The sequence below is a fragment of the Cohnella thailandensis genome, from assembly GCF_014212135.1.
GTDB lineage: Bacteria > Bacillota > Bacilli > Paenibacillales > Paenibacillaceae > Cohnella > Cohnella thailandensis.
The window spans coordinates 653,605-670,891 of sequence record NZ_JACJVQ010000005.1; the positions used below are offsets into that span (position 1 = coordinate 653,605).

14 protein-coding genes are annotated in these 17,287 nt (G+C 61.0%); 9 read left to right on the forward strand and 5 right to left on the reverse strand.

Annotated features, from left to right (window positions below; genetic code table 11):
* The first annotated feature begins 95 nt into the window (after positions 1–95).
* Positions 96–1,589, forward strand: a complete 1,494-nt coding sequence (locus tag H7B67_RS31260; protein ID WP_185119211.1) for a L,D-transpeptidase family protein — start codon at positions 96–98, stop codon at positions 1,587–1,589.
* A 31-nt stretch (positions 1,590–1,620) separates the two neighbouring features.
* Here H7B67_RS31260 and H7B67_RS30790 read toward each other — a convergent pair whose 3' ends face one another.
* Positions 1,621–1,986 carry a hypothetical protein gene (locus tag H7B67_RS30790; RefSeq protein ID WP_245363265.1) on the reverse strand — a complete coding sequence of 122 codons (366 nt, stop codon included), beginning with the start codon at positions 1,984–1,986 and terminating at the stop codon, positions 1,621–1,623.
* On the opposite strand from H7B67_RS30790, the gene H7B67_RS07835 reads away from it, so the two are divergent.
* The 5 genes from H7B67_RS07835 to H7B67_RS07855 all read left to right on the forward strand — a co-directional run bounded on the left by H7B67_RS07835 (position 1,979) and on the right by H7B67_RS07855 (position 7,382).
* The gene (locus H7B67_RS07835) at positions 1,979–3,073 is read left to right on the forward strand and encodes a quinone-dependent dihydroorotate dehydrogenase (protein ID WP_245363266.1); all 1,095 of its coding nucleotides are present in this window, start codon (positions 1,979–1,981) and stop codon (positions 3,071–3,073) included. The genes H7B67_RS30790 and H7B67_RS07835 overlap by 8 nt on opposite strands.
* An 84-nt stretch (positions 3,074–3,157) precedes the next feature.
* Positions 3,158–3,961: a GTP diphosphokinase gene (yjbM, locus tag H7B67_RS07840; RefSeq protein WP_185119212.1), complete on the forward strand. Its 804-nt coding sequence runs from the start codon at positions 3,158–3,160 to the stop codon at positions 3,959–3,961.
* A 145-nt stretch (positions 3,962–4,106) separates the two neighbouring features.
* Positions 4,107–5,714, forward strand: coding sequence for an RsmB/NOP family class I SAM-dependent RNA methyltransferase (locus H7B67_RS07845; protein WP_185119213.1), 1,608 nt, complete (start codon positions 4,107–4,109; stop codon positions 5,712–5,714).
* A gap of 25 nt (positions 5,715–5,739) precedes the next feature.
* Positions 5,740–6,594, forward strand: coding sequence for a pseudouridine synthase (locus tag H7B67_RS07850; RefSeq protein ID WP_185119214.1), 855 nt, complete (start codon positions 5,740–5,742; stop codon positions 6,592–6,594).
* Positions 6,591–7,382: a Cof-type HAD-IIB family hydrolase gene (locus H7B67_RS07855; RefSeq protein ID WP_185119215.1), complete on the forward strand. Its 792-nt coding sequence runs from the start codon at positions 6,591–6,593 to the stop codon at positions 7,380–7,382. Before H7B67_RS07850 ends, H7B67_RS07855 begins: the two co-directional genes overlap by 4 nt.
* Before the next feature lie 139 nt (positions 7,383–7,521).
* On the opposite strand, the gene H7B67_RS07860 is transcribed toward H7B67_RS07855, so the two are convergent.
* The 4 genes from H7B67_RS07860 to H7B67_RS07875 form a co-directional block, all read right to left on the reverse strand.
* Positions 7,522–7,614 (reverse strand): sporulation protein YjcZ, encoded by a 93-nt coding sequence (locus H7B67_RS07860; RefSeq protein ID WP_136368515.1) that lies wholly within the window; start codon positions 7,612–7,614, stop codon positions 7,522–7,524.
* Positions 7,615–8,074: 460 nt separating this feature from the next.
* The gene (locus H7B67_RS07865; protein WP_185119216.1) at positions 8,075–9,523 is read right to left on the reverse strand and encodes an RsmB/NOP family class I SAM-dependent RNA methyltransferase; all 1,449 of its coding nucleotides are present in this window, start codon (positions 9,521–9,523) and stop codon (positions 8,075–8,077) included.
* An 86-nt stretch (positions 9,524–9,609) separates the two neighbouring features.
* Positions 9,610–10,857, reverse strand: a complete 1,248-nt coding sequence (locus tag H7B67_RS07870) for a hypothetical protein (protein ID WP_185119217.1) — start codon at positions 10,855–10,857, stop codon at positions 9,610–9,612.
* Positions 10,858–11,037: 180 nt separating this feature from the next.
* On the reverse strand, positions 11,038–12,204 hold the full coding sequence (locus tag H7B67_RS07875) for a GGDEF domain-containing protein (RefSeq protein ID WP_185119218.1): 1,167 nt from the start codon (positions 12,202–12,204) through the stop codon (positions 11,038–11,040).
* A gap of 91 nt (positions 12,205–12,295) precedes the next feature.
* Between H7B67_RS07875 and H7B67_RS07880 the strand changes: the two genes are divergently transcribed.
* The 3 genes from H7B67_RS07880 to H7B67_RS07890 form a co-directional block, all read left to right on the forward strand.
* Positions 12,296–13,483 (forward strand): glycosyltransferase family 4 protein, encoded by a 1,188-nt coding sequence (locus H7B67_RS07880; protein WP_185119219.1) that lies wholly within the window; start codon positions 12,296–12,298, stop codon positions 13,481–13,483.
* Positions 13,484–14,761, forward strand: coding sequence for a metallophosphoesterase (locus tag H7B67_RS07885; RefSeq protein WP_185119220.1), 1,278 nt, complete (start codon positions 13,484–13,486; stop codon positions 14,759–14,761). It abuts the gene before it with no gap.
* Between the two features lie 37 nt (positions 14,762–14,798).
* Positions 14,799–17,287, forward strand: a 2,489-nt coding sequence (locus H7B67_RS07890; RefSeq protein WP_185119221.1) for an AAA family ATPase, incomplete at its 3' end; no start/stop codon positions are given.

A 17,287-nucleotide genomic window follows, 5' to 3' on the forward strand; every position in this document is an offset into this window, starting at 1 on the left:
TATTCGAATAGGTAGATCTCCGCTATAATTTCCGGCGCTTCGGACCGATATAGGTGTCAGGAGCACATCGTGCAAAAGCCGGAAGGAGCAGAGGCGTGAGTCAGGATGATCGGCTGGAGAAGCTAATCGACGAGTTCTACGAGCGGAGTCCGGAGCTGGGCGATTCTCTGCCCATGAAGGATTATCTGCTTAAACACGAGAATAATCAGATGGCGTGGTATTTGCTCGGGAAGCAATACGCGGCCAAGGGAGAAGAAGGCAAGGCGAATTACTGCTACGCGCAGGCGGGCTCGGTGTACGAGGCGTTCGAATCGAAAGCGAATCCTCTGCTGAACCTTCCGACGCCGGCACCTCCTAAGAGGAAGAAACGGATTCGCGGTCTTGTCGTCGCGGCGGCGCTGCTGCTGCTGACCGGGCTGGGAAGCGTGCTGGCCGGCGGAGACGCGCTGGCCCCTGCGGATAAGCCCGTTCCCTCTCCAAGCGCGGGAGCGGCGTCCGAAACGGCGCCGCAGGGAACGACGAAGGGCAAACCGGCAACGTCCAAGCCTCCTTCCGGAGGGGCAGGAAGCCAGACGGACGAAGGGCTGGCCTACGTGGCCGGGGCGGCGGACCCGCAGTTGGACGGCCCGCCTACGCTCGGGAGTCTGCTGTTGAAGACGGAAGCGCCGTCCTCCTCCTTGCTTGTCCAATCGCCGCTTCTGGCGGGCAAGTGGACGGATTGGCAGAAGAGCGGGCTGCCGCTCGCCGAGGTGCAGACCGCCTCCTCGAAGGGGGAAGCGGCGGTGAACTGGTTCGATTCGGGCTGGTGTCCCTGCCAGCCGGGCCAAGGGCAGGATAACGCGGACGCGAGGCAAGCGATCGCGGAATGGAAGCCGCTTCAGGAAGGCAAGCTTGTGCTCCGGTCGGCCATCAATCAATATAAGGCCCGCACGGGGAATTGGCCGAAGTCGGCGGAGCAGTTGGCGGCCGCTTATCCGAACAACTCCATGTCGGGCTGGAACGAGGAGATGACCGCCTGGTTCGAGGAGCTGAACGAGGAGCTGACCAAGGTCGACGGGAAGCTGCCTTCGGCCGCGGGCTGGCCGGAATCGAGCGGCCCCGAAGCGGGGAGCGGCAAGCCGGCCGGGAAGCTGGCGGCTCTGTCGGACCGTCCTCTCGAGATCATCGTGGACAAGGCCAATCACCGCCTTGCCGTCGTGAGCGGCAACGTGCTGCTGCGCAATTACGAGATCGGGCTCGGCGCCGGGAGAACGCCGGAAGGGCAGTTCGTCATTACGGAGAAGGTGCGCGATCCGAACGGAAGCTCTACCGGCCCCTTCGGAAGCCGCGGGATGACGTTGTCGGATACGCTGTATGCCATTCACGGCACGGACGAGCCGGACAGCATCGGGAAGGATGAATCCAAGGGGTGCATCCGGATGAACAAGGAAGATCTGGAGGAGCTGTACGATCTGGTCTCGCTGGGGACGAAAGTGACGATCATAGCAAAGGGTTTGCCTCGGGAGCTGCGGGTGCCGACGGAGAGATTCCATCTGGAGCCGGCGCAGAACGAGACAAACCCCGATAAGAAGTACGAGTGGCTTGGTTGAGCCGCTTCCTCGCGGCCTCACTCCGTAAGGATTAAATATCCACGATCAACAGGACCGCCACGGCGACGAACACGACGGCGACGGCGGCGCCTATCCATATCAAAGCCCGCTTGTTCCCTTCTTCTTGTGGTTTCTTTTGTTGAAGGACGGGCGGCTTTTTTTTGGCGTGGCTCACGGCTATCAACCTTTCCGAATGATATAGAAGATGGCTTGCTCTCATTGTAAACGGTTGCCGGTCAAAAAGCCAGACGTCTGGCGGACCGGAATGGTTGTTGCTCCCTTTTCTTTTCGGGAAGAAAAGGCTAAACTGATACCCGAAAGGTTTTTGCGGAAGAACGCGCAGGACGCTTTGGCGACGTGCCGTGACGGAAAGGATGTTCGACGTTCTCATGTACAAATTGGTTAAACCCTTGTTCTTCAAAATGGATGCCGAGTCGGCTCACCATCTCGTCGTGGACGGCCTTGGATCGGCGGCCCGGATTCCGGGAGTTCCTTCCCTATTATCGGCCGTGTGGGGAGTCCGCGAACGGGAGGAGCTGGCCGTCGACCTGTTCGGCTTGAGCTTCTCGCATCCGGTCGGACTTGCCGCCGGTTTGGACAAGAATGCGAAGGCCGTAGACGGCTTCTCGCGAATCGGACTCTCCTTCATGGAGGTAGGAACGGTTACGCCGAAGGGGCAGCCGGGCAACGAGCTGCCCCGCTTGTTCCGCCTTCCGCCCGACGAGGCTCTGGTCAATAGGATGGGCTTCAACAACGACGGCGCGGAAGCGATGGCGGCCAGGCTCGCCAAGACGAAGCGTAGACGTATTCCGATCGCGGTGAACATCGGCAAGAACAAGGTCACGCCGAACGAGAACGCCGCGGACGATTACCGGGAATGCGTGAAGCTGCTCTATCCGCACGGGGATTTCTTCGTGGTTAACATCAGCTCCCCGAACACGCCGGACCTGCGCAAGCTTCAGCACGGAGACGAGCTTCGCCTGCTGCTTGACGCGGTCCAAGACGAGATGCGGATTCAGGCCGCCGCCCGAGGCGGCAAGCCGAAGCCGATCCTGGTCAAGATCGCCCCGGACAACGACGAGACGCAGCTCGCCTACATGGCGGAGGCGATTCGGGCGAGCGGAATGTCCGGCATTATCGCCACGAATACGACGATCGGACGCGACGGCCTTACGCATCCGAACGCCAAGGAGACCGGCGGCCTGAGCGGACGTCCGCTTACCGGGCGTTCGACCGAGATCATTCGCTCGCTGTACGCTTTGACGGACGGGAAGCTGCCTATTATCGGCTCCGGAGGAATCTTCACCGCTCAGGATGCTTATGATAAAATCCGAGCGGGAGCGAGCCTCGTCGAAGTCTACACGTCGATGATCTACAAGGGGCCGGGCGTGATCAAGGAGATCGCGACGGGACTGCGCGAGCTGATGAGGAAGGACGGCTACGATCGCATCGTTCAGGCGGTCGGAGCCGATCATCGCAAGTAGGCCAAGAGAACGAAGCAAGCGATCCAGGCCCCGCGAGCGGGCTTGGAAGGCGGGAAGGTTGCGGAGCGGAAAGGAGCAATCGGCATGGACGGCAGGGATTGGAACAAATTTTTGCTACCTTACCAGCAGGCGGTAGAGGAGCTTAAGATTAAATACAAGGGTCTCCGAACCGAGCTCAAGGCTCGTGACGAATACGCTCCGATCGAATTCGTGACCGGAAGAGTCAAGAAGATCTCGAGCATTCTGGAGAAAGCCAAACGGCTGAACGTGCCGCTCGACCAGATCGAGACGGGAATCGAGGATATCGCGGGAATCCGGATCATGTGCCAATTCGTCGAGGATATCCATCGGGTCGCCGATCTGGTGCGCATGCGCAAGGACATGAAGGTCGTCTACGAGAAGGATTACATTACCCACTACAAGGAAAGCGGCTATCGCAGCTATCATATCATCGTCGAATATCCGATTCAGACCTCGATCGGTTCGATGCCGGTTCTCGCCGAGATTCAGATAAGGACTCTCGCGATGAACTTCTGGGCTACGATCGAGCACTCTCTTAATTATAAATACAAAGAGAAGCTTCCCGAGGACGTGAAGGAACGCCTGTTCAAGGCGGCCGAGGCAGCGTCTAAGCTCGACGAGGAGATGTCCAAGATCCGCCAGGAGATCGTGGACGCCCAGCAGGATTTCGAGGGCAAGAGCGGCATCGTCCGCAAGGTGCTCAACGACATTCAAGGGCTGTATTTCTTCCGCCGGGTCCGCGAGGCGGCGCAATTCCAGCTTCGCTTCAACGAGCTGTGGGAGCAGGAGGACATGTGGGGGCTGGCCGAGCTGTCCGGAGAGGTTCAGGAAGCCCTTCAGCGCGCGAGGAAGGGCACCTCCGAATAGCGGCAATAGGGATGATGCCGCGAGCGAGGCGAGAATCGACGTTCAGAAAGAAGGAGCAACCGGAGCCGATAGGGCTTCGGTTGCTTCTGTGTTAGAATGTAAGGCAGACCATCAGGCAGCGCCTGCGAGGAGGCAAACGGAGCGAATGCGGCTTCCGGAGAAATTCGAGAACACGATGAGATCGCTGCTGGGAGAAGAATCGGCCGCTTTCTTCGCGACGTATTCCCAGCCCCGGACGTCGGGACTTCGCTTGAACGGGTTGAAGATCGGATTGGAGGAATACGAAGCCCGGTTCCGTCCGTCCGGGGAAGGGGCGTTCGGCGGCCTAGAGCGGCTGCAAAGAATCCCTTGGGCGCAAGGCGGCGTCTATACGGACGAGCAGGATCGCCCGGGCAAGCACCTTCACTATTATTTGGGCTTGTACTACGTCCAGGAGCCGAGCGCGATGCTTCCCGCCGAGCTCCTCGACGTACGGCCCGGACACCGGGTGTTGGACCTGTGCGCGGCTCCGGGAGGCAAGTCCACGCAGCTTGCCGCGAAGCTTCAAGGGCGGGGCTTGCTGGTGACGAACGACAATGCGGCGGAACGAACGAAGGCGCTCGCGAAGAACGTGGAGAGGGCGGGGACGACGAACGCGCTCGTGACGAACGAGGAGCCGGCCGCGCTCGCCGCCGCGTTCGGCGGCTTCTTCGACCGGGTGCTGGTCGACGCCCCGTGCTCCGGCGAAGGAATGTTCCGCAAGGACGAGGACATGATCCGGGAGTGGGAGAAGCATTCGGTGGAGCGGTGCTCCCTGATGCAGAAGGACATTCTGCGGGAAGCCGCCAAGCTGGTCGCTCCGGGCGGCAAGCTGCTCTATTCCACCTGCACGTTCTCGCCGGCGGAGAACGAGGCCTCCATCGCGCGCTTCCTGAGCGAGAATCCGGAGTTTAAGGTCGTGCCGGTCCAAGCCCCGGCCGAATGGGGACTGGCTCCCGGCCGGCCCGATTGGCTGGCCGTGGAGGAGAGATTCGGATTGGACGAGGAGCGGATCGCTTCGCTGGCGGGAACCGTCCGCGTCTGGCCGCATCGGGCCCGCGGGGAAGGGCATTACGCGGCGCTGCTCGTTCGGCGTTCCGAGGGAGAGGCGGCGGAGCCGGCTGCGGTACGCAAGGCCGGCGAAGAGTGGGAGTTTCCGCTGCTGATCGGACAGCCAGGGGCGGGCAAGAAGCCGCTCAAGTCGTCTCCTGGCGGCAAAAGGACGCCGGGCCGCGGCGAGCCGCCTCGCGGCAAAACGCCTTCGAAGAGCGCATCCGCGGCCGACGAGGATCCGCGGGAGAAGCTCCTCGCCTTCGCGCGGGAGACCCTGCCCGGCTGGCGTCCGGAAGGGATGCTCCGAGCGCGCGGCGAACAGCTGTACCTTCAGCCGGACGCGCTGCCGGAGCTGGGACGATTGAATTGGGTGCGCCCCGGCCTCCTGCTCGGCTCCGCGACCAAGCACCGGTTCGAGCCTTCCCAAGCGCTCGCCATGGGGCTGCGAATGGAGGAGGCTTCCCGTTCCCTGCGGCTTCGGAGCGGCGAGGACGAGGCGCTTAAGTACATGAAGGGCGAGACGCTCCAGCCGGAGCCGGATCGAATCGTGGGACCGGACGGCGAGCCCGCGGCGGGCCGAGGCTGGACTCTCGTGTGCATCGACGGGTTCCCGGCCGGCTGGGGCCGTTGGGACGGGACGATCTTGAAGAACGAGCTGCTCCCCGGGTGGAGATGGATATGAGGCTGGAAGGGAATCGGGTGACAGGATGAAAAAAACGATCCGTTTGGATAAAATGCTAGGCAACCTAGGCTACGGAACGAGAAGCGGCATTAAGGTTCTCGTCAAGCAGGGCGCGATCTCCGTTAACGGAGCCAGGGCGAAGGACCCCGGCATGCAGATCGATCCGGAGGCGGACGAGGTGTACCTGGACGGGGAGAAGATCGTATACCGGGATACCGTGTACGTGCTTCTGAACAAGCCGGCAGGCTACGTATCGGCCACGGAGGACCGCCGGGACCGAACCGTGCTGGAGCTGCTCGACGAAGAGATGAACGTGTTCGCCCCGTTCCCCGTCGGCCGTTTGGACAAGGATACCGAGGGGCTGCTCCTTCTCACGAACGACGGCAAGCTCTCGCATGAGCTTCTCTCTCCGCGCAAACACGTGCCGAAGACGTACCGGGCTCTGGTGGAAGGGGAAGTCGGCGAATCCGACGTTGCTCTTTTCCGCGAGGGGGTTACGCTGGACGACGGCTATCGAACGCTGCCCGCCGAGCTGAGCATTGTCGCGCTCGGAACGAACGGGGCGCTGCCGGACCATCCCGACGTGCCGAAGGTCGCGGACCGAATGGGTAAAGTACCCGCGTTAAGGGGGCCGGAGCTTAAGGAAGCGATCGCGGCAGAGAGCCCGCTGAGCTGGATCGAGCTGACGATTCGAGAGGGGAAGTACCACCAAGTCAAGCGGATGTTCGAGGCCGTCGGCAAGAAGGTGCTCTACCTGCGCCGCGTGGCGATGGGACCGCTTCCCCTTGACGAAGGGTTAGCCGTCGGGGAATGGCGCGAATTGACGGAAGAAGAAGTGACCGCGCTGCGGGAATACCGGAAGGAGATCACCGAATCATGAACTATGGCATCATCGCGCTGGACGTAGACGGTACGCTGATCGACGATCATCACGAGTTAAGGCCCCGGGTTCGCTCGGCGGTAAGGGCCGCGGCGGAGAGAGGGGCGGAGATCGTGCTGTGCACGGGAAGAGGAACGACGAGCACGCTTCCCATGCTCGAGCAGCTGGGGCTATCGGGCACGGTCATCACCCATAACGGCGCTTGCGTCGTGGACAGCATGACGAGACAGGTTCTGCATCAGTCCGTCATCCCGTCCGCCGCGGTAGAACGTTATCTCGATTATTGCCGCGAGCGCGGGTACCATTTTGACATGAATACGGCCTTCGAGCTGTACGTCGAGAGCTTGGACGAGACGATGGCGGCGGTGTACAAGCGGATCTTCGTCGATCCGATTATCCGCGACGCGCGCGAGTCGGGAATGCCGGAAGGCACGCTCAAGATTTCGATTTTCGCATTGAAGGAACAACTGGACGAGCTGGAAAAGGACTGGGCGAAGTGGACTCACGAGCTGCAGACGGTGAGGAGCGGCGATTTCTTTATGGACGTCCAGCCCCTGACGGCTTCGAAGGGAACGGCGCTGGAGAGCCTCGCGAAGCTTCGCGGGGTGCCGCGGGAGCGGATTCTGGCCATCGGCAATTATTACAACGACATCGGAATGCTGACCTTCGCCGGTCACGGCGTGGCGGTCGCGAACTCCCCGGACGCGGTGAAGGAAGCGGCGGACGAGGTGACGGTATCCAACAACGAGGACGGAGTCGCGGTCGTGCTGGAGAGGCTGCTCGGATAAAGGAGGAAAAAGGCTGCCCTTAAGCTTAGCTTAGAGGACAGCCTTTTCCGTGGGCACGGGGTTATGCGCGGATCAACTTCGACTCCGTACCCGGGGATATAAGCGGATCGCTTATATCGGCCGGAAGAGTTCGGAGAACTTAATAGCCGGCTTTCAGAATGATGACAAGCAGGATGAACAGGACCAATACGAAAGCCGCGGATGCATAGTAGCCGCCGACAACACCGGACATGCAAATTCCTCCTTCAAGAAATGTGTTGTAGGTTGCCGAAACGGGTTCTAGCTTAGCTTGGATGTAATGTCCCGTCATTCGGTCTACCCTATACTATGAGAAATTCGCGTATCGGATTGGACATTTATCCCATGGCATTTGATTTTGAGCCATTCGCCTAGTTGGCCGGATGGCGCGGTTTGGATTCCCTGCGTAGGCTTCTCCAGACTCGAATAAGATAGCTGTAACCCGACATTATCGGGTTACAGCCTGAGAACAAGCCCCTCGGATAGCTGTAACCCGACATTATCGGGTTACAGCTCGAGAACAAGCCCCTCGGATAGCTGTAACCCGACGTTATCGGGTTACAGCTCGAGAACAAGCCCCTCGGATAGCTGTAACCCGACGTTATCGGGTTACAGACCAAGAACAAGTTCTTTAGATAGCTGTAACCCGACATTATCGGGTTACAGAGCAAAGCTTACGGGACCCGCAGCCCCTTGGGAAGGCGGTTCTTGAGCTGGCCGTCGCTGGCCTTGAACCAGCCGAGCGGAAGGCCGGCGGTCGTCAGAAGTCCCCAGCCTTTGGCGGCCGGATCCGGCGCCGGGAGGCTCTCTCCCCTTAGATAAGCGGCGATCTGCGGGCTGTCCGGAGCGAAGTCGAAGCTTCTCGCGGCTTCGCCGGCGCCGGCCGCCAGCGCCAGGGCGTGGCCCGGCTCGAATCGTCCCTTGAGCACGTCGCCCAGGTGCAAGCCCGGTCTCGGCGTCCGAAGGCCGGCAAGCGTTCGGCTCGTTAACGGGCTGCCGGGAGGAACCGGCAGCCAGTAAAGAGCGTCGCCGAACAGGAGGGGCTCGCCTTCCGTCGGCAGCTCGAAGCCGGGCAGCGCCTCCTTCGCGAATTCCAGATAAAGGCCAAGCGCCGCTTGTGGTCCGGCGGCAGAGTCGCCCCGGCGTCCTTTGGCAGGGCGGGCGGAAGACTTGGTTCGGCTTGTCTCCAGCTGTGCGTGCTGTGCGTGCTCCGCTTGGTGCGCGAGAATCGATCGGACGCCGACGCCGTCGGCGTCGCCGATCGCGCGCTTCTCCAGCACCGCGGCATAGTGGCCTTCGCCTTCGATTCGATGCGGCCACATCCGCTCCTCCTTAAGAAGAACGAACTCGGGGAACTCCTTTAAGAACCAGGAGACCGTCTCCTCGTTCTCCTCGCGATTGAACGTGCAGGTCGAATAGACGAGCCTTCCTCCCGGCTTCAGCATTCTCGCCGCATCGGGAAGAATCGAGCGCTGGCGGGCGGAGCAGACGTCCACCGCTTCCGGCGACCATTCCGTCACGGCTCCTTCGTCCTTGCGGAACATCCCCTCTCCCGAGCATGGGGCATCGAGCATGATCCGGTCGAACGCCTCCGGCCACCGCGAGGACAGCTCGTCCGGCGCGGCGTTCGTCACGATAGCGTTGCGGATGCCCATCCGCTCCACGTTCTCGGCCAGAATCCTGGCTCGTCCCGCGTGAATCTCGTTGGCGACGAGCAATCCCCGGCCGGCCAGCTTGCCGGCGATCTGGGTTGTCTTGCCGCCGGGCGCGGCGGCGAGGTCGAGCACAAGCTCTCCGGGCTGCGGATCCAACAGCTCCGCCGCGATCATGGCGGAAGGCTCTTGGATATAGTACAGCCCGGCTTGGTGGAAGGGATGCTTCCCCGGACGCGCGCTTTCCTCGTAGTAATAGCCCTCCGGGCACCACGGCACGGGCTTGAGGCGGAACTCGGTTTGAAGGGTTGATAGAAGGGCTGGCAGAGCTTCTGGCGCGTTGGCTGATTTCAGCGGGTTCATTCGCAAGCCGTACGTTCTCGGCGAATCGCAGCTTCGCAGGAAAGCGTCGGCTTCTCCCCCGAGCTGCTGCCGAATTCGTTCGACGTAGGCTGCCGGCAACGATGTCATGCGGTCGATCTCCTCCGGTAATAGCAATAATGCTTACCAGTATACACGAGGCGGATGGCGGGAGGAAATAACGCGGGGAGAAGATATCAAGGCTTGGGCATCAACGCGAAACCCAGCGCTTTTCGCGATTTCAGAATTTTAATCAGCTGGTTCTGCAGGGAGGCATCGCAAGCGACTTCTAGAATCACCTCGCTTTTTTGACCGGCAAAAAGTTTCAATTTCTTTTTATTAAGCGCTATTTCGATGATCAGTCCCAAGACGATACCGCCCGCTAAACCGACCAATCCCCAAATGATAGGTCCCCAGTACAGCACGAAGCCGTAGATGGCGCCCAGAACCGCACAGATCGATCCCCCCATCATGGCCCCGTCCACGATGCTTCTGCCGTCGACCCGATGGATGGAGTCGATGACATGGGGCTTGGAATCAAGGTTCTCCAAAGGCAGCGCGACGATATTCCGAGCCGGCACGCCTAACTTCTCCATATCATGGATCGCCATGTCCAAGAAGGGAGAATGCTCGAAGGTGGCAATGAGATGTACGTTACCGCTGTCGATCGGATTTAATTGCTCCAAGTTTTCCGCCCTCACTCTAAGGTTCCGTATCTGTTCGATATCGAATAAAATGTTGTTCTCGTTAACCGACGAATAGGCGTGGTAAATCGCAAACGCATAAATGGAAGGAATAAAGAGGAACCACTGCCAGTCCACGGCCGCCGATGCGCCGCTAAAGTCTCCGAGGAACGAATAAAGCCAGGTTCGTACGGCAACGGCCTTATGGCAAACGTAAATCCACCAAGCCAAGATAAAGGTGCCGACAATCGTGCTGCCGCTATATAACTGCCCCAAGCCAGGCGACAATAAGGACCAGACCATTCCCACCCAAGGATGTTTCTTGTCAAGCGTGATAATATCGAAAAAACTGACATCCGAAGGCGCGACGGGCGCGTCTTCGATTTCGGCCAGTATGTGATTTTTATTGATTTCGACCGCGCAGCGGTAGCTATCCCATATGCTATAGACGTACACGGCCACGTATAGCAGCGCCCAGTCCTGGTTCAGTTGAGCCTTCGCCTCTTCGAATTTGCCATGGAAGGATAAAGCGATGCCCATGTTCAAATTGGCCATGTTGTTGACTACCAGCTCCCAGACGATCAGCACGAAGCCGTGCAGGTACTTCCCAATATACATGTGCCCGAACCCCGGAAAAGAAGCCGCCCACCAAGCCGCGATCCAAGGGGGGCGGGGGTACACCGAGTTAATCCCGAAGACGGAGATCTTCCCTTTGGAATAGCGCGGTTTGATATTCGACGACTGGAACTTCTGATGCGGCACGGGGATCTTCTCCTAAGAGTTGGTGGGTTGACCGTCTTTCCTATAGAGTAACCATCAACTCCCATGCGTTATCCCTGCGGTCAAATCGCCGATGCTCCGCGCCGCCGATTTTTGCAACCTTCCGCCAACGAAAAAAACCGTCCGCCCGGAAGCCAAGCTTCCGAACGAACGGCGAACCTCTCATATTACGCTCGTATGCATCAATGCCGAATGGTCCGTCACCCGGTTTTTGCCGGATTTCTTGGAATGGTACATTGCTTCGTCCGCCATCTTCATCAGCTTCTCGGCGGTCGTTCCCTTCGTTCCGACGCAGTAGCCGACGCTGACCGTGACGATCGTCTCCTTCTCGATGCGGGCGCGGATCTTCTCGGCGACCTGCGCGGCCGTCGTCCGGCTGCTGGAGACGAAAGCGACCAGCTCCTCGCCTCCGTAGCGTCCGGCCAGGCCGACGCCGTCGGTCTCCTCCATCAGGATCTGCGCGGCTTGCTTGAGGACGATGTCGGCTTGATGATGCCCCTGCGTGTCGTTGAGCTTCTTGAAGTTGTCGATATCGCAGAAGATCGCTCCGACGGTCGTTCCCGAGCGGATCGCCCGTTCCATCTGTCCGGTGAAGAACCGGCGGTTGTACAAGTTCGTCAGCCCGTCCGTGATCGAGGAGCGGTAGGCGGTGGAGAGCAGCTCGACGACCCGTTCGAACAGCAGCATAAAAAATAATACATAGTAGACGATCGGCAAAAGAGAACGCATCGTATCATAAAATGCAGTATCCTCCTTCTGGAAGTGCCCGAGGAGAACGAACACCTGCAGGGAGAAGGAGACCATCAGCGTCATCATGTATCTTCTCGGCTGCCCGATATGGGGAGCGAACATGAGCGCGAACAGCGGACTCAGCGCGAGCATGAACACGTCCAGCACGGGAGAGAACAGGTTTTGCTCTTCCCAGATGTTCTGAATGCTCGTCGTATTCGTGAATACGGCGCTGATCGAAATCGCCAGGCAAATTCCGATTAACGAGTAGTACCAAGCGCGTGTGCGCGGCCTCGGTTTATGATACAGTTCGAATATAGCGAAATTCAAAATGATGAAGCTGAGCACGTACAGCGTATTGCTCGAGAAAGTCATCGCGGAATTGTTCGGAAGGATATTGAAATTAAGTCCGAGCTCCAGAAGCTGCTGAAGGAAGCACAGACCGAGCGATAGAATAAGCTTCCGGTAGGTAACCCGCCGATTGTGAACGTAAAGCCGGAAAGCCATGAAAAGCATCAAGCCGAGCAGGATGACGACGATTCCCGAAGTGAAGGAAGGAAGCTGGCTAAGAGTGATAGGCAGGTCCGATGTTAGCTTCATAGAGCCTCCTCGCATTTCTTTACAGAAACATATGTTCTAATATATCATATTTAAGATAGTCCTAGAAAGTAGGATAATAGGAGGAGTCGCCATGAACGTGCTGCAGGCGTTATTCTTCCCCCCGGAGCAACCTGGAGGAGTCTCTTCCATGGTTCCTTACATCAGGGAACGATTCCGCAAGCTTGGCTGGGAGATGGAGCTGTTCTCCCTGCCCAAACGAATTCGCAACAAAGGCGCGGAGCCGATCGAATTCGAGACCTTCGACTGGCAGCCTTACGGCGGAAACGCCATCGTCGATAAATATATTCAGACGCTTAAAGACTACATCTGGTGGACGAAGCTCCGCCTGAAGGACAACAAATACGACCTCATTCACGCGCACCATCCGGTCGCCGCGCTTGCGATGAAGAGAATTTATCCGGACGTGCCCGTCGTGATGACGATCCACTCGAGCTACGAGCGCGAGCTTCTTCTCAACGGGAAAATCAAAGAGGGAGGCCCGGAGCACCGATTCCTGACCTCGATCTACGGCGAACTGGAGAGGAAGACGGATCGGCTGCTGACCGTGTCCCATTCTTTCTCGAAATATTTGTCCTCCTATCTTCAAGCTCCCGAAGCGGTCGGGGTCATTCCGAACGGGTACGACGAGAAGCGCTTCAAGCCGATCTCCCACGAGAACGAAGTGACGCAGCTCGTCACGATCTGCCGCCTCGTTCCGGCGAAAGGGATCGACCTGCTGCTGAAGGCGTGCGCCGAGGTGCAGAAGCGCGGACACAAGTTCGTGCTGCACATTATCGGAGACGGTCCGATCCGCGAGGAACTGGAAGCGATGGCTCAGGAGCTTGGCATCTATGAGAATACGATTTTCTACGGATATATGTTGCATCCGGAAGAGCTGATGCCGTTCTTCGACGTGTTCGTGCTTCCTTCGCGGGCGGAGTCCTTCGGTTCCGTGTTCGCGGAAGCCGCGCTATGCTTGCTGTCTCTGGTAGGCACGGACGTCGGCGGGATCCCGGAGCAGATCGAGAACGGAGTCAACGGCCTGCTCGTTCCCGCCGAAGACCCGGCCGCGCTTGCGGAAGCGCTCGAGTCGCTTATCCTGGATCCGCATTACCGTTACGAATTGGCTCGCGCCGCCTGGAACAAGGCGAAGAAGAGCTATTCCTTGAATCGGGTCATCTCGGAGCTCAAGAAGGTATATATCGAGCTCGGGGCTAACGAGCTTGCCGCCGCCGAAGAGACGCTGCTTGAGGAAGAGCCGGGCAAGGAGGAAGCGTAAGTGGCGGTCCCGTTCACCTTCCTTCACGCGGCCGATTTACATCTGGATAGCCCTTTCCGCGGACTGGCTCGCGTGCATAAAGCCGTCCGGGAGAGACTCAAGGAATCGACCTTCGCGTCGTTCGAGAAGCTGGCGCTTCTCGCCCGGCGGGAGAAGGTCGATTTTGTCGTGCTCTCCGGCGATCTCTATGACGCCGCGGATCGTTCGCTGCGCGCCCAGTTCCGCATGCAGAAGCTGCTCGCGGAGCTTGCGGAGGACGGCATTCGGACGTTTATCGTTCACGGCAACCACGACCCGGAGAACGGCTGGCAGGCGAAGCTGGATTATCCGGAAGAGGTCGTCGTCTTCGGTTCGAGCCGCGTGGAGCATCGGCCTGTCCATAACCGGAACGGCGAGCTCATTGCCCATGTGTACGGAATCTCGTATCCGGAGGCGGCGGTTCGGGACAATCTCGCATCCGGCTTCGAGCCGATCCCGGGAGCTCCTTTTCACTTGGCCGTGCTGCACGCGAACGTGGACGGAGATGCGGCGCACGACAACTACGCGCCTTGCCGCCTCGCGGAGCTGTCGGAGAAAGGGTTCCATTACTGGGCTCTCGGGCACGTCCACCATCGCAGGGTGCTGCGCGAATTCCCTCATGTCGTCTATCCGGGCAACATTCAGGGCCGGAGCCTCAAGGAGACCGGACCGAAGGGGGCTTACCTCGTACGCGTGTCCGAGACCGGAGACGTCTCGCTTGAATTCCGCGATACGGCGGACGTCGTCTGGATGGAGAAGCAGGTGTCCATCGAAGGCATCGAGAGCGAGCAGGAGCTGAAGAGCCGCCTGGAGCTGGCGATGAGCGAAGCGGCTCGGGAGGCGGGAGAACGCCCGGCCGTGCTGCGCCTTCGCCTGGAAGGGGAAGGCGTCATGCACGACGGCTTGCAAAGCGAGACGATCGTCGCCGAATGGCTGGAATCCCTAAGGGAATGGTACGGCTCGCCGGACGAGCGGGATCGTTGGGTTTGGCTGGACAGCCTGGAGATTCGAACCCGGCCCGCGATTATAGGAGCCGATCCCGCGGAAGGAGACGGCTTTCTGGCGGAGCTGCTCAGACAGGCCGAAGCGGCGGAGCGGGACAGCCTTCAGGGGCAGCGGCTGCTGGACGAGGCGCTCGCGCCGGCCCTTCGCCATTCCAAGCTGAGGGAATGGAAGGCTTCGCTTGATGACGAGCGGCGGTCGCTGCTGATCGGGCAAGCGGCTCAGCTTGCGGCATCGTTGTTGAGAGAAAAAGAGTAGCGCGGTACGTAGAAGGATCGACGGGAGGAGGGAGCACATGCGAATAAGGGAGCTGCAGATCGACGGCTTCGCCGCCCTGCAAGGGGTGAACGTCTCGGTAGACGCCCCGCTCACCGTCATCGCGGGGCCTAACGAAGCCGGCAAAAGCTCGCTTCACCGCTTTATCCGCAGCATGCTCTACGGCTTCGCGAATCGGGGACAGCCCGTCGAACGCGGCGAGCCGATTTACGGAGGGCGGCACGGCGGCCGGCTTCTGCTGTCGGACGGGGAGCGGGACTACGTTCTCGAACGGTACGGAGACGTGCCGAATCGCCGCGGCGGCCAGGCGGTCTCGCTTCGGGATCCCGACGGAATCGAGAGGCCGCTCACGCAGGCCGAGCTGGAGAGGCTCTGGCTCGGCGGCATATCCGAGAAGCTGTTCCGGCAGTTGTTCGCGGTAACGCTGGACGAGCTTCACGAGCTTCGCGCCCTGCAAGGGGAAGAGGCAGGCAATTATCTCTATCACGCGGGCATGGCGGGCGGGGCTTCTCTTGCTTCGGCCATCAAGACGATCTCCTCCGAGATGGAGAAGCTTTATAAGCCGAAGGGAGAGCTCCCGGAGCTGAACAAGCTGCTCGAAGAGCTCAAGGAAGCGGAAGCCGCGCTCCGGCAGAGCCGCAAGGGGATCGGGCCCTATAACGAGGCGGTCATGGAGCTGAAGGCTATCGAGCGCGAGCTGAGCCAAGCGGAGGAGCGACTGCCCGCGAGACAGCGGGAATTGGCCGCCGCCCAGAGCGCGGCGGCCGCGAGAGAGGATTGGCTGCGGATCGAAGCGCTTCGGATGGAGGAAGCGGAGCTGGCCCGGGAACTGCCGAACCCGGAGGCGGATCCTCTTCCGGAGCACGCGGAGGTCAAATGGGAGTCGCTTGTCTCGAACCGCGCGGCCGAACGGTCGAGGTTGCAAGGCGCGGCCGACGAGAAGGAACGGCTCGATGCCGAGCGGCAGGGCTTAAGCTGGCAAGAGGAGCTTGTCCGGCGCCTGCCGGAGCTGGAGGCGCTCGAAGCGCGCAGAGAGTCCGTCGCCGCGAGAAGGGAAGAGCGGGCCGAGCTGGCCGCCGATATTCGGCTGCTGGACGAGAGCATCGCCTCGATGCTCGGCAGGCTGTCCGCGGATTGGCGGGAGGCCGATCTTCAGGCGTTCGCTTCCCTTCCGGAGCGGGAGCGGGCGCGGCGGCTGCAAGCCGGGATGGAGGAAGCGGAACGCAAGCTCGAGAAGACGATGGACGAGCTCGGAAGGCTCGACAGGCAGATCGCGCTTCGGCTGGAAGAGATGCGGGAGCCCGCGAGCCGGTCCATGGAGCGGCAGCTCGAGTCGTCCACGGTCTTGGAGCTGCTTCCGAGGACGAAGAAGGAGCTGCTCGCCGCTTGGAACGAGCTGGAGGATGCCAGGCGCGCTTGGGAACGGGCCGAATGGGAGAGGAAGCTGGCCCGGGAGGCCGTCTCCGGTCTGTCCGCTTCCGGCGAGGAAGGGAAGTTCGGGGAGGAGACGCTTCCGTCCCGAACGGGCGGATTAAGCCGCCAGGGAGGCAGGAGAACGGAGACGGAGAAGCGAGGCCGCGGCGGAATCAGGCCGTGGCTGAGCGCGGCGGCGATCGCGCTGGCGGCGGCGGCCGTCGGGCTTCCGCTCGCGGCCGGGAAACCGGCAGGGGAAGCGGCCGGCTATTATTTGCTGGGCGCGGGCTTGGCCGCGTTCGCCGTGTACGCAGCTTGGCCTAAGGGGGCTTCCCGCCCGATCGCCCGGCCAGAAGCCCCGGAGACAAGCTCGGAGGCAAGCGCGGAAGCAAGGAGAACGCTGTCGGAGGCGCAGTTGAAGTCTCGGGAGAGCGAGCTTCGGTTCGAAGCGGCTGCTGCTGCCCTGTTCGTCCGCGCGGACGGGTTGGCGGCGGCGCCGGACGATGCTTCTTGGCAGGCGATGCGAATGGCCGTACAGGAGCGGGTCGGCCAATTGGAGCTGGAGGAACGGGAGCAAGAGGCCGTGCAAGAGAGGGAGCGCCATCTAGCAAGCCTTCGGCGGGAGAGAGAGCGGCTGGAGCGTGAACGCGACGCCGATCGGCTGCGCTACGAGACGGAGAGGACCCGCTGGACGGCTTGGCTCGAGGAACGGAAGCTGAGCCTAGCGCTGCCGCCCGAGCTGCTGCCGGAGCTGTTCCAGCTTGCGGAGCAGGCGCTGCAGGCGTACCGGCAGCGGGCGCGGGCGCAGGAGAGAGCCGCGCAGCTGCTTGGCGGCGAAGAGGCGTTCGAAGCGGCGGCGGCCGAGCTGTTCGCCGCCTGCCCTCCTCCCGCCGCGGCCGGCGGAGACACGCTGCTCGCGGTCCAGCTGCTGCACGCGGAAGCGCTGCGCCAGCGGGAGCTGGCCGCCGAGGCGAGCCGCCTGGACGAGCGGCTGAAGCAAGCGAGCGCCGCGTTCGAGGCGGCCCGCGAGGCAGCCGCCGCGCTCGATGCCGCGGTCCGCGCCGCGCTGGACGCCGCGGGCGAAGCGGACGAAGC